Origin of the sequence: Williamsia sp. (assembly GCF_036566845.1) — a bacterium.
Classification (GTDB): domain Bacteria; phylum Actinomycetota; class Actinomycetes; order Mycobacteriales; family Mycobacteriaceae; genus Williamsia.
Genome location: NZ_DATCVM010000275.1, coordinates 1 through 26273, shown reverse-complemented (window position 1 = coordinate 26273; position 26273 = coordinate 1). Strand labels below are relative to the sequence as shown.

Sequence of the window (26273 nt, the reverse complement as noted above, 5' to 3'; positions counted from 1 at the left end):
ATCTGCCCTGGTTCCTGTGTGGACTCATCCTCGCCGAGATGGGGACGGCCCAGATGGGTGCGGTAGGCGTTCGCGGACGACTCGTCCGCCTCGGTGGCCGACGCCGGTGGATGGCGGGTATTGCAGTGGTGGCCTTCGCGCTCTCCTGCACTGAGCTGGCCGGCCCGACCGGACTGGCCCCGCTCGAGCCGTGGCAGTTCGCCGTCAAGATGGTGCTGGGGGCGGTGCTCGGTTTCGGGCTGATCGCCCCGCTGACCCTGAATCCCGGCCGCGGTCACCGGATCCTGGATTCGGCGCCCATGCAGGCCCTCGGCCGGTGGTCGTACTCCATCTTCCTCTGGCACCTGGTGGTGCTCGCCGCGGTCTTCCCGCTCGCCGGGATCGTTCCGTTCTCGGGATCGATGGTGGTGGTGTTCGTCCTGACACTGCTGCTGACCATCGGGGTTTCGGCGGCCAGCTATGCCTGGATCGAAGAACCTACCCGACAATGGCTGCGCAACAGCGAGGCACGGGCGGCCCTAGCCAGGTCGGCTGCGGACCGGGCGCCGAGAGGCCAGTCGAACCAGCCAGCGCGGCACGTCGATCGCGAGCCACGCGACTCCCGCGACCGCGAGCAGAGCCGGTAGCTGCACCCACCAGTCCCAGCCGGTGTAGCCCAGCGACGACCGCCACGGTCCGGACGCGAGCCCGAAGGTCGCCAGCAACATCAGGACCGCGACCAGCGCCGCACCGAACTGATGACGCCGGGTCCGGCGGGCGAACAGGGCTGATGCGGTGACCGCGGCGGCGCACGCGGCAAAGACGATCAGTCCGATCGGTCCGGTCAGCAGGAAGACGGCACCCGCGAGCAGCAGGGGTGCCGCGATGCCGGGCCGGATGGGCTGCGCCACAGCTCCGATGGCCGCGGGTGTGCGACGAGCCGGTACCAGGGTGGCGATGAAGAGCAGCGCGACCAGCGCCAGGCCGACGCCGATCGACCAGCGGTACGGCTGATCGAGCGGGTATGTCAGGTGTATCGCGCCGGAGTAGCCGGCCGGGACAATCCAGCCCTGCTGCCAGCCGTTGACGGTCAGCGGCTTCAGCTCTGAGCCGCCGGCCTCGGCCTCCCAGCCGGGGTTGACGCTCTCGGGCACGATCAGCACCCGATCGGTGGGCGCGGCGGTCACCTCGACCCGACGATCGGCGGCATTCCACCGGGCGACGGTGGTCGGTTCGGGAACGGCCCGGGGGATCTGCGCCGTCGTCGCGGTCAGCGTCACCGCCGACACCGAGAATGCCTCCCCGGGGTTGACCGCCAGTTCCTGCTCGCCGGCCGGCAGCGCCAGCGCCGCCGAGCCGCACAATGTCGCCGAGGTGGGCGCGCCCGACCGCAGTGCGCCCGCGGTGGTCTGCAGTGAGAAGCGCGCGGTGCCACCGGCAATCGTGAGTCCGGGGCCATCGAAGCAATCGACCTCGATCGGCCGGTCCGGGTCGGCCGGTGCGATGCCGGTGCCGAGGACCTCGACCTCGGCGATACCGGTCGGGGCGAGGTCGGCGAACCCGAGGCTGTTGGCGTCGAGGATCTCGTCCTTCTCCAGCACCGTGATCGCGATCGACGCGGTCTGAAGTGGATCGAGCCGGATGACACCGTTGTCGGCGACCTCACGTACCTGCCGTCCGTTGCCGAGGTCGATGCCGACGAGGAGTGGATCGGCGGGGAACTGCCGCGGCGGCACGGTGATCTTCAGTCCGGTGACCGTCTGGGCCGTGGGGAGCTGCAGCTGGAGTGTGGGCCGGGGCTCGCCGGGCTTCGGGGTGCGAGCGATCCAGCTGGTCCCCGGGTCTCCGTCGACGGCCGCCGCCGCACTTCCGCGCGGGTCGACGATGGCCGAATCGCCGGTCGCGGTCACCTCTGTGGGGGTGGAGAGCAAGCGGGTCAACGCTTCTGACGGTCGGGGTGTCACGGTCACCGACGGATTGACCGACACCGCCGACGGCACCGACAGCACCCGGCCGAACGTACCCGGCTCCTCGGTGGGCAGGCTCAGCGCGTCGGAGCACAGGGTCACGTCGCCATCGGGTACACAGGCTGCGCGGCCGGGTAGTTCCGGGCTCAGGCTCCACTGTGACACCTGTTGACCGGCAACAAGTTCCGGCAGCACCACCCGATGGCGGATCGGGATCACCCGGTCGGCTGCGGCGTCGCGCAACTCGACTTCGGAGATCACGAATTGATTTCCGGCAGTGTGATCTTCGGTTTCGATGGCGCGGATCTGTATCCAGCGGGTACGGCCGCTGGGCGGGACGACCCTGGTCGCGGTCCCGGGGGACACCCCGGACGCGACGGTGCTACCCGCCTCGGTGGTGATCAGCAGCGTCGAGACCCCGGGCCCGAGTGCTGTGCCCAGGGTGATGTCGAGGGCCAATCTGGAACGGGGCTGGGCGAAGTCCAGTTGCAGCCATTGTCCGACCGCGGAGTCGAGCCCCCGGCTGACCCAGCTGGTGTTGGGGCTCCCGTCGAAGGCGGCCGCGGGTGCGCTGCCCGGCGAACTCTGTCCCAGTTGTGTTGCATCGGAAGCTGATCCGGATGCGCTGACCGACACCTGATCCGGCTGGTCGTCGAGCAGCCACTGGCCTTGCACCAGCGGCTGGCCGTCGACCGGATAGTCGGCCACTGCGTTCTGCGTCAGACGGGGGTCGTCCGGGGTGCGGATGCCGGAGCTGTGGTTGTCCACACGCCCGAAATCGACTTCCCGGTTGGTCGGGGTGTCGGTGACCACCATGGGGGCCTCGGGGAGACCGGCGGCCTGCGCGTCGGACTGGAGGACAACCGGTCCCAGTGCCGGCTGCCCGGCGACGGCCGCGTTGTTCTGCAGTTGGGCAAGGGATTCGGGTCCACCGTAGACGCGCGGCATCGCATCCAGCGGGACGGTTGCCGGCCGGGTCCCGTCGAAGCCGTCCGTGGAATCGACCTCGAAGATCGTGATCGCGGGCAGCTCTGGGCGAAGACCGCTGTCGGACACGATGTCGTCGTCGATGGTGTTCGGACCCACCAGCGGCCCGAACCCAGCCACCTGGGTCATCCCCGGCGATCCGGCAATTGCGTTGCGCGCCAACACCGGGCGGGCCGACCTCGAGGTGGACGGATCGAGGTCGGCCCGGACCACCACGTACGAGATGCCCTGCTGTGCCAGGGTGGCGGCCAGGCCTGGCATCGGCCTGCCGTCGGAGATCGCCCGCTGGACCGAATCCATCGCCCTGATAGCGCCCGGCGGGGTCAGGGGGATGGCGTCGCGAACGGCCCAGGGCTCGTCGGCGAGAACCTGCAGGGGCTCGTCGCGGGTCAGGCCCCAGGTCTGGTTGGCGAAGGGAGACCCCGGTACCACCAGCGCGCGCCGGTTTTCGTCGGCGCCGTTGTCCTCGAGCCACTTCGCGGTGTCTTTCCAGTACGAGGGGATGGCGCTGTAGCTGCCGGGGGCGGCGAGCGATCGGGTCCAGACCATCGAACCGGCGGCCAGGAGTGCCACCAGCACCACGATCGCGGCGGCTATCGGCCGGGACCGCTCGGGGTGTGCGAAAGCCGTTCGCGTGCCGCGCCATCCGGCGATGTCCGGGGTCGGGACCCGGGCCAGCAGGTGTGCGGTGCCGAGTGCCAACGGGATCCGGATCAGTGGTTCCCATTTGTGGACGTTGCGCAGTGGGGCTCCGGCGCCGTCCAGGAACACCCGAACCGATTCGCCGACAGGTGATCCGAGTTGGCCGGGGTAGCCGAGGCAGATGAGAAGCAGGCCGATGATCAGGATGACGACCAGGCGGCCCCGCGCGGGCATCGCGCGCATCGCGAGTCCGGTCAGGCCGGCGGCGGCCAGGATGCCCGTTGCCACCACCGCGACCGGCTGGGTCACGAGTCCGGCGCCGGCCACCCGTTCCGGAGAGACAAAAGGCGTCCACGCGCTGGTGCCGCGGAGGACCTCGGTCAGTGACACCCACTCGGTTGTCACACGCGAGGATTCGATGAAGTCGAGGAACGGCGGGCTGACCCGGGACAGGATGAGCAGCGGGACGATCCACCACAGGCAGGCCATCATCCCGCCGAGCAGCCACCACGCTCCGAACCTCCACCAGCGGGTTGCGTGTCCCCTCAGCGGAGTGTGCAGGAGCCACCAGATGATGGCCACCGACGCGGCGGCCAGGGTAGCCACCGCGTTGACCGCACCCATCAGGGCGAGTGCGCAGGCGGATTCGAACGCCAGACGACGTGGCGTCCTGGCCGGGGCCAGATGGCCCAGGGCCATCACCACCGGGGCAAGAACCCACGGCGCCAGCATCATCGGCAGGGTCTCGGACGAGATCGAGCCGATGGTTGTCAGGACACGGGGGCTGGCGACAAAGACCAGGGCCGCGAAGATCCGGGACCACCGTGAGCCGACACCGAGGGCGTCGGCGAGCCGCACGAATCCCACAAAACCGACCCAGAGCAGCAGGGCCCACCAGAGGCGTTGGGTGATCCACGCGGGCAACGACAACAGGTCGCCGAGAGCGAAGAATGCGCCGTGGGGAAAGAAATACCCGTAGGCCTGGTTCTGGACCTGCCCGAGCGGCGCCACGGACGACCACAGATGTGCCGCCCGCCCGAGAAAACCGATCGGATCCCCGGTCAGGTCGAGCTTGGTGTCAGCCGATATCAGACCGGGAGACTGGAGGAACGACGCGAACAGCGCCACGAGAGCTGCATAGAGCAGTCCTCGTTTGGTCAGTTTGTGACTCCGGCGTTGTCGCGGGTGCCGTAGTCGACGGTCCCCTGGACGAAGCCGTCCTCCGCGTTGAAGCTGTTCACATTCGTGGCCGGCGAGTCTTCAGACGAGAGCACACCGCCGAGGAAGACAGCAGCAATGGCGAATACAACGCCCAGGACTCCGGCTACCGCGCCCGCAATCAGGCGGTTGTTCATCATGGGTGCGAAGTTACCATCCTGGCTTTCGACTTACGTAGTGCCCGTGCCTCTTCGTTCCGGCGTGCGCATCCGGCGGGAACCACCAGTACCGGGCGGTGGCAATGCTTGAGGACATGCTCGGATACGCTGCTGTGCAGCAGTGCCCGCAGTCCGGACGAACCGCTGGTGCCGGTGACGAGAATGTCGACCTCCAACGTGTCGGCGGCGTCGACGAGGGCTGCCCAGACGGTCGAGTCGACCTCGGCGAGGCGTCCCTCGGCGTGCAGGCCGGCCGCGGTCGCGCGTGTGACGCCCCAGGTGTTGCGGTCGCGGGCATCGTCGTGGAGTGCGTCGTCGATGCCCTGGTCGACGACGGAGTGCAGGACCGGCTGCATTCCGCCCGACAGGGCTGACAGGCGCGCGCTCTGGTGTACGCCGGACTCCCAGGCGGTCACCACAAACGCTTTGTGGGACCGGAGGAATCTGCCGGCGTAGTCGATCGCGCGATCGGCGTTCTCGCTGCCGTCGTAGGCGATCATGATGGTGTCTTGTCGGGTCTCGCCCGGCTTACCGATCGTGTGTTGACCGGACATGGTTGCCTCCTGTGCAGGTCCTACGCTGTTGAGGATACCCGTGGAATGTAATGGACATCACACCTCGATGGCGTGCAAGACTCGTTTCATGTTTGCCGAACGCCGAACCCGCCGTGTCCTGGCCGCCCTGACGATCACCGTCGCGTCGGTACTCGCCGCGTGCAGCGGCGGCAGTGACGAGCCCGAGGTGCTCTTGAGCACAACGGTGTCAGGGACGTTGTCACCCGGTTCGCCGGCGATGTCCGCGCAGCCGTCGGGGACGCCGATGGTGACCCCCGCGGCGTGTGGGGCGTCCGAGCTCGAGGCGATGCCGTTGCGTCGCAAACTCGCACAGCTCTTGGTGGTCGGTGTCACCGGCACCGCTGATGCGCTGAACGTGGTGCAGACCGAGCAGGTCGGCGGGGTCTTCATCGGCAGCTGGACCGACCTGTCGATCCTCTCCGACGGTGGCGTGAAGTCGGTGCAGGAGGCGGCACAGACACCCGTGATGATCACCGTCGACCAGGAGGGCGGTCGGGTGTCGCGGCTCTCGTCGCTGGGTATCGACAGTCCGTCGGCCCGCGAGCTGGCGCAGACCCAGACCCCCGAGCAGGTGCGCGAGCTGGCGAAGTCGCAGGGTCTGCAGATGAAGGAACTCGGCGTCACGGTCGACTACGCGCCGGTGGCCGACGTCAGCGACGAGCCCGCCGACGACGTGATCGGCGACCGCTCGTTCAGCAACGACCCCGAGACGGTGACCGCCTACGCGCAGGCGTACGCCCAGGGCCTGAAGGATGCGGGCATCATGCCGGTGTTCAAGCACTTCCCGGGCCACGGCCACGGCTCGGGTGATTCGCATACCGGCAATGTCGCCACGCCGCCGTTGTCGGAGATGCAGAACAGCGACCTGGTTCCCTACCGCACGCTGGTCGGGCCCGGCGTCGGCGTGATGGTCGGTCACCTGGAGGTCCCCGGACTGACAGAGCCGGACACCCCGGCCAGTATCAGCCCGGCCGCGATGTCGTTGCTGCGGGACGGCACCGGCTATGGCGCCCCGCCCTTCGACGGTCCGATCTTCACCGACGACCTGTCCGGGATGGCGGCGATCTCGGCCCGTTACGGCATCGAGAAGGCGGCCACGCTCGCGTTGTCCGCCGGTGCCGACCTCGCGCTGTGGCTCTCGACCGACAGCGTTCCGGCCGTGCTGGATACGTTGACCGCGGCGGTGGAGGGTGGTGAGCTGCCGGCGGATCAGGTGGATGCCTCGGTCGTCCGGGTGCTGCGCGCCAAGGGTGTCCTCGACTGCTGAGACGCGGTGCGGACCGTCGGTCCGCCAGAACTTACCGGCTGGTAATGTGACCGCGATCCGAAGTTTACCGAGGGAAGTTGGTGTCGTGGCCGGAGGAACGAAGCGTCTGCCGCGCGCCGTCCGCGAGCAGCAGATGCTCGATGCCGCGGTGCATGTGTTCGCCGCGAACGGCTTCCGGGAAACCTCCATGGACGCGATCGCCGCAGAGGCCAACATCAGCAAGCCGATGCTCTACCTCTATTACGGCTCGAAAGACGAACTCTTCGGTGCCTGCATCAACCGAGAGGGCGGCCGGTTCATCGAGGCGATGAGCGCCGGATTCGACCCCAACCTCAAACAGCGCGATCAGGCCCGCACGGTCATCTACGACTTCCTCTACTACGTCCACAACAACCGGGAATCGTGGCGTGTGCTCTATCGCCTCGCCACCGGACAGGCCAAGTTCGTCGGCCTGGTCGACGCCAGCCGGGCCCGGCTGATCGAGATGGTGGCCGACCTCTTGCGACGCGGCACCACCGTCCCGCATCCCAGCGATACCGACTTCGAACTGATGGCGGTGGCACTCGTCGGGGCGGGTGAGGCCGTGGCCGACCGCATCGCCGAGGGCGACATCGACCTCGATTCCGCCGCCGACCTCATGGTCTCGATGGGCTGGCGCGGCCTCGCCGGAGACCGCCCCTAGCCGAAACCACAAACGCTCCGGTTGTGCGAGGACGCTCCACATGTATGCGGAGCGTCCTCGTACAACCGGAGCGTCTGCGTAAACCCACCCCTCCGGGAAATCAGCGCAGGGTGGCGGTCAGGTGCGGGTAGCCTTTTTTCGGGTTGAGGACGGAGAGGTCGAAACCGCCTTCGACTCGCTTGGAGTACACATTCACCTTTGCGGGCAGGATCAGCGGCTTGCCGAACTTCACGTTGTAGGTCACCTTGTCGCCGAGCTGGCTCTCGGTGTTCGCCACCACCCGCGCGGCCGTCCACATGCCGTGCGCGATGGCTCGCGGGAATCCGAACGCCTTCGCGCTCAGGTTGCCGGTGTGGATCGGATTCCGGTCCCCGCTGGCCGCGGCATATTTGCGGATCAAACCCAGGTTGGCCACCAGAGTGGCATCCGGTGGCGGCGGCCGGTGGTCGAGAGGGGCCGGTGGACGAGGTTCATCCGACAGGCTGGTGCGCTGCTGGCTCAGGAACGTCGCGGTCTGGCGGGTGACCAGTTCGTTGCCCACCGAGAACTCCGAGATGACATCGACGAGCATGCCTTTGCGGTGCTCACGGAGATTCTCGGCGTGGGTCTCGATGGTCAGTGGCTCGCGGACGTTGATGGGGCGGAACCGCTCGATGGTGTTCTCCATGTGCACCGAACCGATCGCGGTCAACGGAAAGTCCTTGGTCACAAGCAGTTTCATCACCAGAGGGAACTGCAACACAAACGGGAACGTCAGCGGCAGGGTGTCGCCGTACTGTTGTCCGGTGCTGGCGCAGTAGTCGCGCAGCTGGTCGAGGTCGACCTTCACATCTTGTAGTCGCAGCGTCCGGTCGGGCAGAACGGCATCGGCCGGTACTCGACCGGACTTGCCGACCACCGGCAGCATCGCGGTCACGGCCCGCAGATAGATGTCGCCCGTGGCCGGGAAGTCGTCGAGGATCACAGTGTTCGGCATATCAGGCCCCCAGCATGCTCTGACCGCACACGCGCACCACGTTGCCGGTGACGGCGCTCGACGCCGGGCTGGCGAAGTAGGCAACCGTCTCGGCGACGTCGACGGTCTGTCCGCCCTGCTGCAGCGAGCTGATCCGGCGGCCCACCTCGCGGGTGGCGAGCGGGATCGCGGCGGTCATGGCCGTCTCGATGAAACCGGGCGCGACCGCGTTGATGGTGATCTTCTTCTCGGCCAGGATCGGCGCATAGGCGTTCACCAGGCCGATGACACCGGCCTTGGAGGTGCCGTAGTTGGTTTGGCCGCGGTTGCCGGCGATACCTGCGATCGACGAGACGTCGATGACCGAGCCGCCTTCGCGGAGTGCCCCGGCCTCGAGCAGGTCGTCGACAAGCTTCTGCGGCGCAATGAGATTCACGCCGATGACCGAACTCCAGCGGGCGTCGTCCATGTTGGCCAGCAACTTGTCGCGGGTGATACCGGCGTTGTTGACGATGATGTCGAGGCCGCCGTGGCGTGCCAGTACGTGCTCTGCGAGCTTCTTTCCGGCGTCCTCGGCGGTGACGTCGAGAGGCAGCGAGGTGCCACCGACCTTGTTGGCGGTTGCCGAGAGTGCGTCACCGGCGGCGGGGATGTCGGCGGCGATGACGTGGGCGCCGTCGCGGGCGAGAACCTCGGCGATGGTGGCGCCGATTCCGCGGGCTGCACCGGTCACCAGTGCGACCTTGCCCTGCAGCGGCTTGTCCCAGCTGGCCGGGGCGACCGCGTCCTTTTCGTCGACCCGGATGACCTGGGCGTCGACGAACGCGGATTTGGCCGAGAGCAGGAAGCGCAGGGTGGATTCCAGTCCGGACAGTCCGGTCTTGGCGTCAGGGGAGACGTAGACGAGCTGTGCGGTGGCGCCCTTGCGCAGCTCCTTTCCGAGCGAGCGGGTGAAACCTTCCAGCGCCCGCTGGGCGATCTGCTCTCCGGGTGTCTTGGCCAGTTCGGGCGTGGTGCCGATGACCACGAACCGGGCGCAACTGCCGGTTTCGCGGATGGCCGGACCGAAGAACTCGAAGAGCAGCGACAGCTCCGCCGACTGGGTGATCCCGGTGGCGTCGAGGACCACGGCGCCGAGCTTGTCGGCACCCCGACCTGCGGTGTTGTTGAGGATGAGCTCGTATCCACTGTCCGGATCGCCGAGGATCTCACGCAGCGGCTCGATCAGCCGGCCGTTGCCGCCGAGCAGGACCGGGCCCGTGAGGGCGGGTTCACCGGCACGGTATCGACGTAGGTGGGGCGGCTGTGGCAGGCCGACCTTGCCGGCGAGGAAGGACCCCGGGCCGGAGTTCACAAACGTCGAATACAGGTCGGTGGTTCCGTTGGAAGGCACATGCACTCCTTGTGGTTCGGACGGGGCTTGCAGACGGCATATGTGTTGTGTGCGCCACCCGATCGGGCGTTCGCCGTGGGGTGGAGTCGACAACTAACTTACTCGGGAGTAAGAATACGCCATAAGAGTCATCCACAACTTGGGAGATCTGCAGTGGCATCAAATAGCGGGGCATCAGACAACGCGAACACAGACGGAGCGAGCACGGTCTCCGCAGAGACCAATGGTGGAAGCACCACCGCACGGAAGACCCGCAGCCTGCGACCGGTGGCGATCATCGGCGGCAACCGGATCCCGTTTGCCCGCCAGGACGGCGCGTACGCCAAGGCGAGCAACCAGGACATGTTCACCGCGGCACTGAACGGCCTCGTCAGCCGGTTCAGCCTGCAGGGGCAACGTCTCGGCATGGTGGCCGGTGGCGCCGTGCTCAAGCACTCCCGCGACTTCAACCTCATCCGCGAGTCGGTTCTGGGATCACCGCTGTCGCCGTACACGCCGGCATTCGACCTGCAGCAGGCCTGCGGCACCGGATTGCAGGCGATCTCGGCGGTGGCCGACGGGATCGCCACGGGTAAGTACGACGCCGGTATCGGCGGGGGCGTCGACACCACGTCGGACGCGCCGATCGGTGTCTCGGAGAGCATGCGTCAGGCCATGCTGGCCGTGAACCGGGCTCGCAGCACGGCTGATCGCCTCAAGGCAATCGCCAAACTGCCCACGTCGCTGGGGATCGAGATCCCGCGCAACGGAGAGCCCCGGACCGGCATGTCGATGGGTGACCACGCGGCCATCACGGCCAAAGAATTCGGGATCAAGCGCGAAGATCAGGACGAACTCGCGGCCGCGAGCCACCAGAAGATGGCCGCTGCCTACGACCGCGGGTTCTTCGACGACCTGATCACGCCGTTCCAGGGCCTGACCCGCGACCAGAACCTGCGTCCGGGCAGCACCGTGGAGAAGCTGGCGACACTCAAGCCGGTGTTCGGGGTCTCGCTGGGCGACGCCACGATGACAGCCGGCAACTCGACACCTCTGACCGACGGCGCCTCCGTGGTCCTGCTCGGCACCGACGAGTGGGCAGCGGAGCAGAAGCTGCCGGTGCTGGCACATCTCGTCGACGTCGAGACGGCTGCGGTCGACTACGTCAACGGACCCGACGGTCTGTTGATGGCCCCGACCTACGCGATCCCGCGGCTCCTCGAACGCAACGGACTGACGTTGCAGGACTTCGACTTCTACGAGTTCCACGAGGCGTTCGCGTCGGTGGTGCTGTGCACGCTGGCCGCGTTCGAATCCGAGGAGTACTGCAAGGAACGCCTCGGACTCGACGGTGCGCTGGGCAGCATCGACCGCTCGAAGCTGAACGTCAACGGCTCGTCGCTGGCCGCCGGACATCCGTTTGCCGCAACCGGTGGACGGATCGTCGCCCAGGCCGCCAAGCAGATCAAGGAGGCCGGCGGCGGCCGTGCCCTCATCTCGATCTGCGCCGCCGGTGGGCAGGGCGTCACGACCATCATCGAGGCCTGATCACGCCCGCGGAAGGGCACCGTGACAGTCATCAAACAGATTTTGTGACGGTGTAACGCATCACTTCGGCACTGCGATGAACCAGATGACTCCGGTTGAGCTGCACGACCCCCGACCCTGTAGCTCAACCGGAGTCATCTGTCTTCAGGCCCGTCAGTGTGCCGGTGCGTGGCGCACGGGCAGGTCAGGACACCGGATCCATCAGGTCCGAGATGTCGTGTTCCCCGCGCGCACAGAGACATTCCGGTTGCCGCGCGGCCTCGCCGATCGCGGCTGTGAGCATCGTTCGCATGCGGCCGAGGCCCTGCTCGAATACGGCGAACACCTCCGATGCCGTCACCCCTTCACCGGCCACCACACCGGCGTCTGTGTCGGTGACCAGCGCGATCGAGGCGTAACACATCTCCAGTTCGCGCGCGAGGACGGCTTCGGGCTGGCCGGTCATGTTGATCAGCGTGAATCCCTGGCTCGCGTACATCTGGCTCTCGGCCCGCGTCGAGAAGCGGGGACCCTCGACCACGACCATGGTGCCGTCGACCACCGCATCCGGAGCGGCAACCGCGGCTGCCGCTCGCAGGGCCGGGCAGTACGGGTCGGAGAACGCGACGTGGACGGCCGGACCGTCGAAGAAGGTCTGGGAGCGGCCGGATGTGCGGTCCACCAGTTGGTCGGGGATGACCATCGTTCCGGGTTCCAGATCGGTGGACAGTCCACCGACCGCGCAGGGTGCAAAGATCCGGCGGACACCAAGGGATCGCAGTGCCCAGGCGTTGGCGTGGTACGGAACCGTATGCGGGGCGTATTCGTGGGAGACGCCGTGGCGGGGCAGGAACGCGACCGGCGTCCCGTCGACGTCACCGACGGTGATCGCGGCACTCGGATCGCCGTACGGGGTGCGGACTTTCACCTGCTGTGCGCCGGTGCCGAAGAATGAATAGAAGCCGGATCCGCCGATGATCCCGATGCGTGGCTGCGTGTCTGCGCTCATGGATCCAAGCCTGCCTCAGTCGCGCGGACCTGTCGCCTCCGCGGTAACTTAGGCTACCCTTCGGTTCATGGGTTTTTCGCGTGCCACGGTGGTCGAGTCCGTTGTCCTGAATCCGCGGTTGCGCAGGATTCGGCTGGATGTTCCCGACCTACCCGACCTCGCACTGCCGAACCAGCCCGACGAGGTTGTCGGTATGTACTTCCCGGTCGACGGCCAGGTTTCTCCTCCCGACATGGAGTGCCGCGACGGGGTCTGGGGCTACTACGACGTCGATCCGATGCCCGAGGGACGCAACTACACCGTCCGCGCGATCGAACCGGATTCCACCGTGATGACCGTCGATTTTGTGGTCCACGACCACGGCATCGCCACGACGTGGGCACAGCGGGCGCAGGTCGGCGACGAGGTGGCAATGGCGCACGGACGCGGCTGGTACTGTCCCGAGCCCACCACCGACTGGCAACTGCTGGTGGCCGACCTGGCCGGACTGCCGGCGCTGGCGCGCATCATCGACGAGCTGCCGACCGGGGTTCGGGCCACGGCCATCGTGGAGGTCGTCGACGAGAGCGACCTCCACTATCTGCCCACGCACGACGGCGTCGAGCTCATCACCCTGGTCGGTAGCGGCAACGGCTACGGCGACAGCCGCCTCGACGGAGCAGTCGAGCAATTCGAGCATCCGGAGGGGCGCGGCTACTGCTGGTTCGCCGCGGAGGCCAAGGCCTCGCGCGCGGTCCGCAAACACCTGCGCCGTCAGTACGGCTGGAAGGCCGACCAGTGCGACATCATCGGCTACTGGCGTTTCGACGGTGAGTTGTGGGCTCGAAAATTCGAGGCCGAGGGTGCCGAGGCGCTGGCCGTCTATTCGCAGGCTCTCGCCGAGGGCAAGTCCCCGAAGGTGGCGGCGGAGGAATACGACGACGCACTCGAGAGCGTCGGGCTCTAGTCGCCGCACCAGCCCTTCGTTGACCCGTGGGTGCAGGTGGCCCCTGGATCCGGTGGACGCAGGTCACCACTAGGGTGTGCTCTGAGTTACTGAAGATTGTGACGTGATCACTGATCACGCGGTGGAGGGTTGTGGTGGATTCCGACGGGTACGACTCGGGCAACCGGTGGCCGGAGTTCTTCATTCCACCTGCACAGCCGGTGCGTGGAAAAGAGATCCGGGTCGACACCGGTACAACGCCGCGGCAATTGGCCATGCGGACGATCTTCGGCGCCAACAAATACACCGTGCCGGCGGCGATCCTGATGATCGGTCACTTCGTCGGTGAGGCGCTCGTCCCGGTGATCATGGGTATCGCGATCGATCGGGCGGTGGCCACCGGTGATGCCGGATCGCTGGTGATCTGGGTGATCGCGCTCGCCGCCGACTTCATGCTGCTGTCCTACACCTGGCGTTTCGGTGAGCGTCTGGCCGTCTACGGCCAGACGATGGTCGAGCATCACTTCCGGATGCGGGTCACCGATCGGATCTTGGACCCGAAGGGTATGGCCGGCCCGGCCCGGCTGCCCGGGGTGTCCCTGAACATCGCCACGTCTGACGTGAACCGGTTGTCGCTGGCTGTCTTTCTCGGGGTCTTTCCGCTCGGTGAGATGGCCGCGGTGTTCGTGGCCGGTGGCGTCCTGTTGTTCATCTCGTGGCCGCTGGGTCTGGCGATACTCATCGGCGCCCCGTTGCTGCTGTGGATTCTCGACCTCACCGGTGGGCCACTGCGGTCGCGGACCGAACACGAGCAGGAGGTCGCTGGTCAGGCGGCCGGAACCGCCACGGATCTGGTGGCCGGGCTCCGCATCGTGAAAGGTCTCGGCGCGGAGGCCGAGGCCGATCGCCGGTACCGGGCGGCGAGTTCGCGAGCCAGGGACGCGGCCATCCGGGCCGGTCGATCGCAGGGTGCGTACACCGGTGTGATGCAGATGGTCTCGGCCCTGTTCGTGGTCGGGGTCGGGGTTGCCGCCGGGCTGATGGCTCTCGATGGGCAGATGAGCCTCGGTGAACTCATCACGGTTGTCGGTCTCACCCAGTTCATGATGGGCCCGCTCAACAATCTGGGCTCCAACTTCGGTGCCGTGTGGAACGGTGCGGTGCCCTGCGCGAAGCGGGTGCTGTCGGTGCTGCAGGCCGAGCCCGCGGCGAGCACCGGCGCCGTGCGGGATGCCGCCGGAGCCTTGGGTTTCCATCAGGTCAGCGCGGGACCGCTGGATCGGCTCGACCTGACGTTGCCCACCGATGGGATGGTCGCCGTGATCTGTCCTCCCGAGGTGACCGAGACCGTCGTCGCCATCTTGGCGAGGAAGAGGCTCCCCGAATCCGGACAGGTCAGGGTGGGGGACACCGACATCTTCGATCTGCACGAGGACGTGTGCCACGAGTTGGTCCGAACCGTGCCGCATACCCCGGACCTGTTCGAGGGCACCGTGCTGGAGAACATCGGGGCCGGGGCCGGCGAAGGGCCCGACCGTGATTCGCGTATCACCACGGCGACGTTCGCGGCGGCCTGCGACGATGTCGCGGACGTCTTGCCGTTGGGTCTGGACACCCCGGTCGGGGAGGCGGGGCGCATGTTGTCCGGTGGTCAACGTCAACGGGTCAGCCTGGCCAGGGCGCTGGCGGCGAAGGCGGCGATCCTGGTTCTCGATGATCCGACGACGGCTGTGGATTCGGTCACCGAGGCGACCGTGGCGGAACGACTACGCCGGGCGCGGACCGGACGGACGACGGTGGTGTTCACGAATTCGCCTGCATTGCTGGACGTTTCCGATCAGGTTGTGATCATCGAATCCGGGCGACTCCGATACCAGGGGCCGCGCTCGGGTGTGGACTCCATGGCCGACGGCGCGGCGACCGGGGGACCGTCGTGAGCGCTCCGGTGTCGAACAACAAACTCGCGATCGCCGGTTTCTCGGTGACTATGGGGTACCTGCGAGCCCAGTTCCGCCGTCACACCGGTCAATTGGTGTTGCTCGCGGTGATCATGACGGTGGCGGCAGGATTCGGTCTGGTCACGCCGCGGTCGCTGGGCGTGATCATCGACATCGTGAACGGAGACAGCGGTACCGGTGATGCGGCCGAGATCTGGCGGCTGTCCGGCATCATGGCGGGCTCGGCGATCGTCTCGGCGATCTTTGCCGGCCTCGGAATCGTGATCTCCGCCAAGATCTTCGAGTCCATCCTCGCCGATCTTCGTGAGGACATGCTCGAGGCGTCGTTGACCTTGACGCAATCACGGGTGGAAGCCGCCGGCAGTGGAGACCTGGTGTCGAGGGCCACGGCGGATGTCAGCACGGTGAGCGAGGCGATCAGCCAAGCAGTGCCCCGGGTCCTGACGGCGGTGTTCACCATCGGTGTGACCTTCATCGGCCTGGCCGCTCTGGATTGGCGGTTCCTGATCGTGATCGTGTTGGTCACCCCGGTGTATCTCAACGGGATTCGTATCTATCTGAAGCGCGCACCCGGCCTCTATGCGGCGCAGCGCGAGGCCACGGCAGACCGGGCCCATCATGTTCTCGGAGCGATCCATGGGATCGAATCCGTGCACGCATTCCGGTTGTCGAGCCTGCTGAACCGGCGGATCGATCGACACTCCTGGGAGGTGGTCCGCTGGTCGATTCGTGCCAGCGTTCTGTTCAGTCGCCTGGGTGTCCGGATGAATGCGGGCGAATTCGTCGGGATGACAACGATCTTGATCGTCGGTTTTGTCCTCGTCGACGGGAACTCCCTGACGATCGGTGCGGTCACCGCGGCGATGTTGTTCTTCCTCTTGCTCTTCGACCCCATCGGTATGCTGCTGTTCGTCGTGGACGACCTGCAGTCTGGTGCGGCGGCGCTCGGCCGGATCGTGGGTGTGATCGAGGAATCGAAGTCGGTCGACGACCCCATCGCATCGAATCCCCGGGATGCCAAGGCGCCGATGCTCGAGTTCGACGGCATCCGGCATTCGTATTCGGCGGAACACGAGGTGTTGCACGACATTTCGCTGACCTTGGCCGAGGGTGAACACGTGGCGGTGGTGGGGTCCTCGGGTGCCGGGAAGACCACCTTGGCGACCATCGTCGCGGGCGTCCATTCGCCGACCGGCGGGCGCGTCCTGCTGGAGGGTGTGGACATCGCGTCGGTGCACCCGTCGGAACTGTCGCGGTCGATCGCGCTGGTGACCCAGGAAGTCCACGTGTTCGCGGGAACCCTTGCCGCCGACCTGCGGATGGCCGCCCCGGATGCTTCCGACGGCGCCTTGGCCGCGGCACTCGAACTCGTCGGCGCCGGGCGGTGGGTGGGCAATCTGCCCGACGGACTCGAGACCGAGGTGGGTGCGGAGGGGTACCAGCTGACACCGATGCAGTCGCAGCAGCTGGCCCTGGCACGACTCGTCCTGCTCGACCCCAAGGTCGCGATCCTCGACGAGGCCACCGCAGACGCCGGCAGTGTCGGCGCGGGAGTCCTCGAGGAATCGGCCCAGGCCGCGCTCGAGGGCCGCACCGCGCTGATCGTGGCACATCGCCTGAGTCAGGCGGCCCGCGCCGACCGGATCGTGTTCATGGAACGGGGCCGGATCGCCGAGGTGGGCACCCATGCCGATCTGGTGGCCCGCGGCGGCCGGTACTGCGAACTGTGGAACGCCTGGTCGCGGGGGCGTCGCGAGCAATAACCTATCCCGTCTCGTCCCCTTTGGATACTGGCATTAGGTTCGGCTAACCTTACGGTTTGATTGGTTGACGAGATTTCGCCTCGGATCGATCGCAACCGGCTGAGGTAGGAGAGTGCTCGTGGGGATCGACGGCAATGCGACGTTCGATGTCGTGGGTGTGGGGTTCGGCCCCTCGAACCTTGCGCTGGCAATCGCGCTCGAAGACCACAATCGTGATCTGGCTGCGCCCGACCAGATCACGTCGTGCTTCGTCGAGAAGCAGAGCCGGTTCGGCTGGCATCGCGGGATGCTGTTGCCCGGCACCACGATGCAGATATCGTTTCTCAAGGATCTGGTCACGCAACGCGATGCGACCAGTCGGTACTCGTTTCTCAACTACCTCTCCGAGCGCGGTCGGCTGAATCACTTCATCAACCAGCAGAGCTTCTTCCCGACCCGGATCGAGTTCCACGACTACCTCGAATGGGCGGCCGGGCACGTCGCGTCCCCGGTCCTGTACGGGGCGCAGGCGACGGGTGTGCGTCAGGCCGGTGACGTATTCGAGGTGTCGATGAGCGGCCGTGCCCCGGTTACCGCCCGGAACGTGGTGCTTGCGGGCGGGCTGCGCGCCAAGCTCCCGGACGGTGTCACCCCCAGTGCCCGGGTCTTCCACAACCATCAACTGCTGGATCATCTCAAGGTGTTGCCGACGCCCACCCACCACCGGTACGTGGTGGTGGGGGCGGGTCAGAGTGCTGCCGAAGTCGCCGCCTACCTGCACGATTCGTATCCGGAGGCGCAGGTCCATGCGGTCTTCGGGAAGTACGGCTACACGCCGGCCGACGACAGTCCCTACGCCAACCGCATCTTCGACCCGGACGCGGTCGCCGAGTTCCACGGAACGTCGGTCGAACACCGTCAGCAGTTGATGGACTATCACCGCGCCACCAATTACTCCGCTGTCGACCTTCCGTTGATCGAGGAACTCTATCGGCGGGAGTACTCCGAACGCGTGTCCGGGCGTCGGAGGTTGTTTGTGCATGGGGCGTCGGAGATCTCCGACATGGTCGATTACGGGGACGGCGTCACCGTCCGGATCGGACATCGGGCGCGGCAGTGTCACACCGAGATCAATTGTGATGCAATCGTTTACGCGACCGGATTCGGTCCGGTGGGAATCGCGGAACTGCTCGGTCCGCTGGCGGCGGAGTGTGAGACCGATGCGCAGGGCAGGCCGCTGGTCGATCGTGACTACCGGATGGTGACCAGCGATCGCGTCAAAGGCGGGATCTACCTGCAGGGGAACACCGAACACACCCACGGTCTGACCTCGACTCTCTTGTCGAATCTGGCTGTGCGATCAGGGGAATTGGTCGATTCACTCGCCGCGAGCCAGCGTGTCGGTGGCAGAGTCGAGGACGGAGCCTCCAGCCATGTCGGCGAATCCGTGTGAGGGCGTGGCCGAAGAATCAATGGAAGGTGAACGATGCGGGTCGTGATGTTCGGATATCAGACGTGGGGGCACAAAACCCTCGAGGCGCTGATCGGATCAGACCACGAGGTTGCCCTGGTGGTGACCCACCCGGTGAGCGAACAGCGATACGAGTCGATCTGGGCCGATTCGGTCGAGGACCTCGCGCGGTCGAACGGGATCGATGTCGAGCTCGCGCAGCGTCCGACGCCGGAGCTGATCGCGCGGGTGAAGCTTGCCGAACCCGATATCATCGTGGCCAACAACTGGCGAACCTGGTTGCCGCGCGAGCTGTTCGACCTTCCTCCCCACGGCACCCTGAATCTCCACGATTCGCTGTTGCCGCGGTACACCGGATTCTCGCCGGTGATCTGGTCGATGATCAGCGGAGCATCCGAAACCGGGCTCACGGCGCACCGGATGGACGACGACCTCGACACCGGAGACGTGTTGGTGCAGAAGTCGGTTCCGATCGGTCCGACGGACACCGCAACCGAACTCGTCGGTGCCACGATCGATCTGATCCCCGAGGTCCTGCTGGATGCCTTGGGCCAGATCGAGTCAGGCACCGCCACCTGGACTCCGCAGAACCTGGAGGAGAGGACTTTCTTCCACAAGCGGTCCGAGCGTGACAGCCTCATCGACTGGACTTGGCCTGCAGAAGATCTCGATCGCTTCGTCCGTGCTTTGTCCGATCCGTACCCGAACGCGTACACGTTTGTTCGTGGCCAACGCCTGCGGATCACCAAGGCGCGGGTCTCGCGTGGCATCTACGGTGGCACACCCGGACGGATCTTCATCAAGGAGGCCGACGGCATGGTGATCGTGGCCGGGCCGAACGCGCACCGGGGTCAGAACCATGGGCTGGTCCTCGAACGGGTCCGGACCGATGACGATGTTGAGCACAACGCGTTGGACTTCTTTCCTCACGGCGGCGGGTATCTGACCGACGGGGCAGATCGCGCTCCTGAAGATCTTGTCGCGCGGTGAACACTTGCAGTGGCCAGCCCCGGCACTGGGTTGGGGACTATAGGTAATAGCTTAGCCAAGCTACTGTCGAGGTTGTGATCAGATTGGGTGAGCGGAAGACTGGCGCTCCATTCAAGACGGTTGTTTCACACTGGCGGCATTGTTTGCGCTGAGTGCGTGTGGGGACTCGTCCGACGACGAGTCGGAGGCCGCGCCGTCATCCGAGGCCTTTTCTGCAGGTGTGGTCGAACACGGTCAGGGTAGTACCGAGATCAAGAATCGACCGCTACGCGTCGTTGCACTCACCAACGAAGAAGACGCCCTCGGTGCGGTCGGCATCGCGCCGGTTGGGTTTGCGGGCAACTACTACAACCCCGGTGAGCCGTATCCGTGGCAGGTCGACAAAGTCGACCTGACCGAAACCGAATCAGTGACCGATCCGGCGACCGGCCTCGCTACCGACTTCCTGGAATCGACAGCCGCCCCAAACACGCCACAGTCCACGATGACCACCTCGCAGCAGCGGTGCTGTTGCGGTGATCCTTGAGCCGTAGGTTCTGAACCATCGGCGAGAAAAATAGCCTATCCATATGGCCGTCATATAGGTTAGGATAGGCTCTGATGTGCAGAGTGTGCAGCGATTCGGTGCGAGGCCTGCGAGGGAGGAATTGATTTGTGTCTATGAACAGCAGCGACCCAGTTGATGTGGTGGGGGTCGGATTCGGGCCGTCGAACCTCGCATTGGCAATAGCTATCGAGGAGCACAACCGAACATCTGATCCGTCGGAGCGGATCACCTCGCATTTCGTGGAGAAGCAGCATCGGTTCGGCTGGCACCGTGGAATGTTGTTGCCAGGGACCACGATGCAGATCTCATTCCTGAAAGATCTTGTCACCCAGCGAAACTCCTGTAGCGAGTTCTCCTTCTTGAACTACCTCTCCGAGCGCGGCAGGCTGGTTCACTTCATCAATCAGCAGAGCTTCTTTCCGACAAGACTGGAGTTCCACGACTATCTGGAATGGGCGGCAGGGCGGGTCAATGCCTCGGTGCAGTATGGGGCGACGGCTACCGGTGTCCTATGGGACGGTGAGGCTTTCGAGGTCCAGATCGACGGCATGCCGTCAGTGCGCGGGCGTAGTCTGGTTCTTGCCGGGGGGCTGAGTGCGAAGCTGCCGGCGGATATACGTCCCAGTGCTCGGGTGTTCCACAATCATCGTCTTCTCGACCACATACAAGAGATCCCATCGCTTCGTCACCAGCGTTTCGTTGTTGTAGGGTCCGGGCAGAGCGCGGCGGAAGTCGCCGCTCACCTACATGATCTCTATCGGGATGCGGAGATCCATGCGGTGTTCGGAAAGTATGGCTACACTCCCGCCGACGACAGTCCCTACGCCAATCGAATTTTCGATCCGGAAGCGGTCATGGACTTCCATCAGTCCTCGACAGAACTTCGGCAACAGTTGCTCGACTATCACCGCGGCACCAACTACTCGGCGGTGGATCCGCCCCTGATCGAGGAGCTGTACCGCCGCGAATACACCGAGCGGGTGTCCGGCCGTCGTCGGTTGTTCGTCCGAGGTGCCTCCGAGATCAGCAAGGTCGTCGAGTCCGACACCGGCGTGGCCGTGCGTGTCGAGCACCGGCCTTCGCAGGATGTCCTCGATCTTGATTGTGATGCAATAGTTTTCGCCACCGGGTTCCGGCCGACCGGCCTGACGGATCTCCTCGGCGCGTTGGCGGGTGAATGTGAACTCGACGAACTCGGCCGGCCTCTGGTGGCACGGGACTACCAGCTGATGACCAGCGACCGCATCGGTGGTGCGATCTACCTGCAGGGCAACACGGAACATTCGCACGGGCTCACCTCGACGTTGCTGTCGAATCTTGCGGTGCGCTCGGGTGAACTCGTCACCTCGCTGGCCGATGCTCGATCAGGATCGGGCCGCGCCACCACCGAAGGAGAGCAGATTCTTGTCCACCAATCCCTTTGACGACGAAGACGGCACGTTCTACACACTCATCAACGACGAAGAGCAGTACTCGCTGTGGCCGACCTTTGCCGAGGTACCCACAGGCTGGCGCATCGTGCACGGTGCGGACGGTTCGGCATCTCGTCAATCGTGCCTCGACCACGTCGAGGAACACTGGACCGACATGCGTCCGAAGAGTCTGCGCGACGCGATGGATCCGAGTCGTGACGACTCGTCGTCGCAACAAAAAGCACTGTCCAACTGAATGTTTCGACATAGATTACTGGAGAACGAATGCTTCGGACATTGGTGAACGGGAAGATTCATCGCGCCACCGTCACTCAGGCCGACTTGCACTACGTCGGGTCGATCACCATCGACGAGACCCTGATGAAGGCTGCCGACCTGGTTGAGGGCGAGAAGGTTCAGGTGGTAGACGTCACCAATGGTGCGCGTTTGGAGACCTATGTGATCACCGGTGCGCCCGACTCTGGCGTCATCTGTATCAACGGCGCCGCCGCGCATCTGGTGAATCCGGACGATCTCGTGATCATCATGTCCTTCCACCAGCTCGATGAGGCGGAGGTGGTGGTCCACGAGCCGAAGGTTGTGCACGTGGACTCGGGCAACCGGATCGTCGCGCTGGGCAACGATCCCGCGGAACCCGTTCCCGGTGCGGTTGATCAGTTGTCCTCCCGATAGTTGCCGCCTCCGCCGGTGATCCGGTCATACCTGTCAGGACGGCTAGTGCGGTCGAAGCGTGGTCGTTTGCTGCCTGCGAAAACGAATACGTGACGAGAGTGAGCACAATGATCTTTGTCGGTTCCGGTGCCCTGTTGTGGCGTGCGGTCGAGCATGCCGGATCGGTCGGATGCCAGGTGGGTTTGGTGGTCCACCCCCATGGCGAGGTGGTGCCCGGCTGGGCCGCCGAGATTCGTTGTGAAGCAACAACTGATGTCAACGACCTCGCTGACGTGTTCGCCGCTGCGGCGGCGGACGACCCGGTGGTGTGGTCGACCGGCAACCCGTTCATCTTCCGGAAGCCGATCCTCGACCTCGAACTGTCCATCTTCAACATTCACGGTGGGCCGTTGCCGGGTTACCGTGGCATACCGATGGTCGGTGCCGTGTTCGCGATTCTGAACGGCGAGAGCCGCTTCGGGGTCACGGTGCACAGGGTCGACAATGGAATCGATACCGGCGCGATCGTCGATCAGATCATGTTCGACCTCGCCGACGACGTCACGCTCGAGTCGTTGACGACCACTGTCAGCGAATACTGTCACGACATTTTTGTGTCGACGCTGGCCTCCCTACGGGCGACGTCGTCGGTGGGCGCCGCAACGGGTCCCACAGGGCCGGATGCGGTGTCCGAATCCTATTTCGGGATGCGCGAGCTCGCCGGTATTGGAGCATTTCGCGAGCACCAGAACTTTGATCGCGCCACAGCGCTGGGTGTGCTGGCCGACTATCACCCGTTCTATTCGATCGTGTTCGACTTCGCGCGGCGAGGGCACCTCGATCTGACAACGGTCATCGCTGATCTGCGGTACTGGTGGAATGTCGGTCAGTCGACGAGGCCCGGCGCGCCCATCCCGGCCGATCGTCCCGAATCGCATACGGCAGAGCGCGAATACCGGAGGACGGGGCGCGTACTCGGCGCCCATGCGCTGGCCGCTGTGAAGGCCGTTGCCGCGCGGGTGGAACTACCCGTGGACGGTGTGATCACCGGCGTGGTGGCGTCAGCGATGAGTCAGCTGACCGGTGATCGTGCGTTGACCCTGTGGCGTCCGGTGGCCGGTCCGGCTCAGCTGGTCCCCCTGAGGCTCGATACTTCGGCCGATGCCATCGGTGAGGACTTCTTGTGCGCGGTGCAGCGGGTGATCGGCACGGCGGTGGAGCATGACTCGATTTCGCCGGAACTCATCGAGAGCGCGTTGTCGTCCGGCTCATCTGCCCCGCGAGTTGTGGTCTCGTGCGATGGCACGGGCGGTGTCGAGTCGAGTTCAGGTGCCAGGGACGTAGATCTCGCATTCGCATCGGGAGATGAAGCGCTGACGCTGGAATGCGCGTTTGCCGGCGATCGGTTTGATACGGGCACGGTTGAACGATTTCTCGATCTGATCGAGTCGGTCATGCGTTCGCTCCCGGTCACCGAACCGGCGCAGCTGGTTGCCGGACAGATCGACGCGGCCGTCCGGTTGGCGGCAGAAGCCGACCTGCCCGAGGGTGGGCAGCTCGACCTGCTTGCACGAGCCGATGCCGAGGCGGGATTGCGGCCGGCGGCCCTGTGGCAATGGGTACGAAAGGTGGACGAGCTCATCGGTGTCGACGCGTCGGCGGTCGCCGATGCATTTGCGCGGTGTATCCGGGCTCTGGGGTACCTGAAGGCGGATCCTGCTGCCGCATCGTGTGCCGATTCGTTGCGATCGCAGATCCATATCGACTCTGACACCGAAGGTTTCATCGCGTCGTACCGGCCGGCAGCGGGTTCGGCAGCACTACTCTGCGGAGTTGTTGCCGGAGAGGTGAGCGAGTTCTACGTGCTGGCCGCAGGTGACATCGACGCCGTGGCCGTCGACGTGCTGGTCGAGACGCTGACAGTCTCCGCAACCGCGAGCTCCGCCGGAGACCGCGTCGCCTTTGCCGCACCGGATGGCGGTGCGGTGACCAGTCGGCGTACCCATCGGGCAGCCTCGGCCGACATCCTCGAGAACGACCACTGGATCGATTTCGCCGAGGAGCACACAGACCGCGAAACACCGCTACCCGACATGGGTTCGGGCGGCGGGCAGACCTTCGTCGGCGTCACCGACAGCAGCTTGGACGCCGAGGATGTGGTGGCGTCGGTATTGATCTGGCTCGGTGCCGAGTTGAAGGATTCGCCGTCGGACGGGATGTTCTACGATGTCGAATGCTTCATCGGCGACCGGGACAGCCTGCACGTGCCGGCACGACTGGCCACCCGATTCCCGGTGTTGCCGGCCGGGGCCGACTCGGTGGCGCCCGGACCTGGGGCGGCCGCTGCGCTGCGCGAAGCCGGAACCCTGCCGCCCGACGAGCAGACCGCTGCCGACTACGACTTGATGTACTGGGACAGCGAACAGACCCAGGGCATCTTCGATGGCGTGCCGGCAGCGACCGGGCTGGTCCGGGTTCTGCAGGGCCAGAGTGATATTCGAGTCCAAGGTGCCGACGAGGAGTACTGGGGGCGCTATGTCGTCCTGGTGACTGTGGTGTTGGGGACCGAGGGGCGGCGGGGACGACGGACCCAGGTGGTGGTCCAGACCCGGCCGGGCGTCGAGGCAGAATTGACCACCTTGATCGATGTCCTTTCCTCCGAGGAGGCCGGTGCGGCATGGCCGGGCGGTGACGAGACGTCCGCGGTCGCCGATGCGACGGCACGGTTGTTGTCGGTGGAACCGGCCAAGCCGGCTCTGGTGCGGCTCGGTGCCGCTGAAAAGTCACTGCTGCAATCGCGTTTCGGGGACATCGCCGATGTCTTGCCGCTGTCTCCGCTGCAGGAGGGCTTCTTCTACCACCTGCAGATGGCCAATGAAGCCGGCACCACGGATCTGTATGCGTCCCAGTCTCGGGGCCGCGTCCGTGGTGATCTGGACGTTGCCCGGATGAGCCGGGCCGTCGACCTGCTTCTGGCGCGCAACGAGAATCTCAAGGCCGGGTTCGTCACCATCGGTGACCGTTCTGTGCAGGTCATCCCCGACACCGTGCCCACGCCCGTGCGGGTGATTCGCGTGGCCGACATCAACGACGACGTGGAAGTGATTCTGGCGCAGGAGCGCTGCGCGGAGTTCTCCGCAGACCGGCCGCCCCTGCTGCGTTTCCTGTTCCTGGAGGAAGCACGGGGTGAGTGGATCCTGGCGCTGACCTTCGAGCACCTCATCTTCGACGGCTGGTCACTTGGCCTGGTGTGGGACGACCTGTTCGCGCTCTATGACGAGATCGGCGCCCGATCGCTACCCGAGCGCACGCCGTATCGCGACTATGTGCAATGGCTGACGACCCGTGAAGACGCAGCCGCCGAATCCGCGTGGCGTGATTACTTCGGTGGCGACACCGGGTCCGGAAGGGTTGATCCGACCATCGTGGCCCCCGAGGCGGAGGGGATCGTGGCGGACGCCGGCGCCGCCCGTGACGTCTATCGGCACCTCGATCCGGAATTGCACACCAGGATCATCGCATCCTGTCGGGAGGCGGGGGTCACGGTCGGTACCTTCTTGCATGTTGCATGGGGAATTGTCTTGGGCCGGTTGCTGAATCGGAGCGATGCCGTCTTCGGGAGCACTGTGTCGGGACGCCCTCCGGAGCTGGCAGGGTCGGAGACGATCATCGGGTTGCTGTTCAACACGGTACCTGTGCACGTGCAGGCGAACCGGGCCGATTCGATCCGGGAACTGCTGACCGGTCACCATGCACGCAGCGCCCGGGTGCTGGACGCGTTTCACCTGAAGCTGACCGACATACAGCGGATCGCGGGCGCCCCCCGGTTGTTCGACACCCTCTGCATCATCAGGAACATGCCGTTCGCGACAGCTGGATCCGGGCGACTGTTCGGCCCGGCGGATGCCCAGATCCGGGTGGTGGCCGATGAACTGGACGACTCCACGCACTACCCCCTGTCGGTCGCGATATTCCCCGGCGAACAGATCGAAGTGCGTTGTTCCTACCGCGGGGACATCTATTCGCAGGACGAGGTGGAGGCGATCGTCGATCGGCTTGTGCTGGTCTTGACGGCGATGGCGTCCGACCTGGATGCGTCGGTCGGACAGATCTCCGTGACCACCCCGGACGATTTTCAGCGCTTCCACGAGTGGAACGCCACCGCGCGAACAGTCGAGGACACCACCATCGCCCAGCTCCTGCAGGAGCAGGCGCATC

20 protein-coding genes are annotated in these 26273 nt (G+C 65.6%); 14 read left to right on the top strand and 6 right to left on the bottom strand.

Going from position 1 to position 26273, the window contains the following annotated elements; translation table 11 throughout:
- Positions 1–626: acyltransferase (locus VIQ49_RS27135; RefSeq protein WP_331889980.1), on the top strand; the 626-nt coding region annotated here is incomplete at its 5' end.
- Here the strand turns inward: VIQ49_RS27135 and VIQ49_RS27130 are convergent.
- From VIQ49_RS27130 to VIQ49_RS27120, 3 genes are read right to left on the bottom strand one after another with little or no spacing between them, the layout of a single operon-like run.
- On the bottom strand, positions 519–4703 hold the full coding sequence (locus tag VIQ49_RS27130) for an alpha-(1->3)-arabinofuranosyltransferase (RefSeq protein ID WP_331889978.1): 4185 nt from the start codon (positions 4701–4703) through the stop codon (positions 519–521). The genes VIQ49_RS27135 and VIQ49_RS27130 overlap by 108 nt on opposite strands.
- A 29-nt stretch (positions 4704–4732) precedes the next feature.
- Positions 4733–4933 carry a DUF2613 domain-containing protein gene (locus VIQ49_RS27125; protein ID WP_331889976.1) on the bottom strand — a complete coding sequence of 67 codons (201 nt, stop codon included), beginning with the start codon at positions 4931–4933 and terminating at the stop codon, positions 4733–4735.
- On the bottom strand, positions 4930–5505 hold the full coding sequence (locus VIQ49_RS27120; protein WP_331889974.1) for a universal stress protein: 576 nt from the start codon (positions 5503–5505) through the stop codon (positions 4930–4932). The genes VIQ49_RS27125 and VIQ49_RS27120 overlap by 4 nt, the downstream gene beginning before the upstream one ends.
- 88 nt (positions 5506–5593) lie before the next feature.
- Between VIQ49_RS27120 and VIQ49_RS27115 the strand changes: the two genes are divergently transcribed.
- Both VIQ49_RS27115 and VIQ49_RS27110 read left to right on the top strand, forming a co-directional pair.
- Positions 5594–6793 (top strand): glycoside hydrolase family 3 N-terminal domain-containing protein, encoded by a 1200-nt coding sequence (locus VIQ49_RS27115; RefSeq protein WP_331889972.1) that lies wholly within the window; start codon positions 5594–5596, stop codon positions 6791–6793.
- 85 nt (positions 6794–6878) lie between these two features.
- Positions 6879–7475: a TetR/AcrR family transcriptional regulator gene (locus VIQ49_RS27110; protein WP_331889970.1), complete on the top strand. Its 597-nt coding sequence runs from the start codon at positions 6879–6881 to the stop codon at positions 7473–7475.
- A gap of 100 nt (positions 7476–7575) precedes the next feature.
- Here VIQ49_RS27110 and VIQ49_RS27105 read toward each other — a convergent pair whose 3' ends face one another.
- A complete protein-coding gene (locus tag VIQ49_RS27105; RefSeq protein ID WP_331889968.1) occupies positions 7576–8451 on the bottom strand; it encodes a MaoC/PaaZ C-terminal domain-containing protein in 876 nt (291 codons plus the stop codon).
- 1 nt (position 8452) lies between these two features.
- Entirely contained in the window at positions 8453–9823 is a 1371-nt protein-coding gene (locus tag VIQ49_RS27100) for a 3-oxoacyl-ACP reductase (RefSeq protein ID WP_331889966.1), read from the bottom strand.
- 153 nt (positions 9824–9976) lie between these two features.
- On the opposite strand from VIQ49_RS27100, the gene VIQ49_RS27095 reads away from it, so the two are divergent.
- Positions 9977–11350: an acetyl-CoA C-acetyltransferase gene (locus tag VIQ49_RS27095; protein ID WP_331889964.1), complete on the top strand. Its 1374-nt coding sequence runs from the start codon at positions 9977–9979 to the stop codon at positions 11348–11350.
- 184 nt (positions 11351–11534) lie between these two features.
- Here the strand turns inward: VIQ49_RS27095 and VIQ49_RS27090 are convergent, their stop codons facing one another.
- On the bottom strand, positions 11535–12338 hold the full coding sequence (locus VIQ49_RS27090) for an S-methyl-5'-thioadenosine phosphorylase (protein ID WP_331889962.1): 804 nt from the start codon (positions 12336–12338) through the stop codon (positions 11535–11537).
- Positions 12339–12405: 67 nt separating this feature from the next.
- On the opposite strand from VIQ49_RS27090, the gene VIQ49_RS27085 reads away from it, so the two are divergent.
- The 10 genes from VIQ49_RS27085 to VIQ49_RS27040 form a co-directional block, all read left to right on the top strand.
- Entirely contained in the window at positions 12406–13284 is an 879-nt protein-coding gene (locus VIQ49_RS27085) for a siderophore-interacting protein (RefSeq protein WP_331889960.1), read from the top strand.
- A 134-nt stretch (positions 13285–13418) separates the two neighbouring features.
- Entirely contained in the window at positions 13419–15200 is a 1782-nt protein-coding gene (locus VIQ49_RS27080) for an ABC transporter ATP-binding protein (RefSeq protein WP_331889958.1), read from the top strand.
- A complete protein-coding gene (locus VIQ49_RS27075) occupies positions 15197–16984 on the top strand; it encodes an ABC transporter ATP-binding protein (RefSeq protein WP_331889957.1) in 1788 nt (595 codons plus the stop codon). Before VIQ49_RS27080 ends, VIQ49_RS27075 begins: the two co-directional genes overlap by 4 nt.
- Positions 16985–17102: 118 nt before the next feature.
- Positions 17103–18416: a lysine N(6)-hydroxylase/L-ornithine N(5)-oxygenase family protein gene (locus VIQ49_RS27070; protein ID WP_414731728.1), complete on the top strand. Its 1314-nt coding sequence runs from the start codon at positions 17103–17105 to the stop codon at positions 18414–18416.
- Positions 18417–18449: 33 nt separating this feature from the next.
- A complete protein-coding gene (locus tag VIQ49_RS27065; RefSeq protein ID WP_331889955.1) occupies positions 18450–19424 on the top strand; it encodes a methionyl-tRNA formyltransferase in 975 nt (324 codons plus the stop codon).
- A gap of 139 nt (positions 19425–19563) precedes the next feature.
- The gene (locus tag VIQ49_RS27060; RefSeq protein WP_331889953.1) at positions 19564–19950 is read left to right on the top strand and encodes a hypothetical protein; all 387 of its coding nucleotides are present in this window, start codon (positions 19564–19566) and stop codon (positions 19948–19950) included.
- Positions 19951–20084: 134 nt separating this feature from the next.
- A complete protein-coding gene (locus VIQ49_RS27055; protein WP_331889951.1) occupies positions 20085–21395 on the top strand; it encodes a lysine N(6)-hydroxylase/L-ornithine N(5)-oxygenase family protein in 1311 nt (436 codons plus the stop codon).
- Positions 21376–21639: an MbtH family protein gene (locus VIQ49_RS27050; RefSeq protein WP_331889949.1), complete on the top strand. Its 264-nt coding sequence runs from the start codon at positions 21376–21378 to the stop codon at positions 21637–21639. Before VIQ49_RS27055 ends, VIQ49_RS27050 begins: the two co-directional genes overlap by 20 nt.
- Positions 21640–21668: 29 nt before the next feature.
- Complete coding sequence (gene panD, locus VIQ49_RS27045) at positions 21669–22076, top strand: aspartate 1-decarboxylase (protein ID WP_331889947.1); 408 nt, start codon at positions 21669–21671, stop codon at positions 22074–22076.
- Between the two features lie 107 nt (positions 22077–22183).
- The coding region (locus tag VIQ49_RS27040) for a condensation domain-containing protein (protein ID WP_331889982.1) at positions 22184–26273 on the top strand (4090 nt) is incomplete at its 3' end.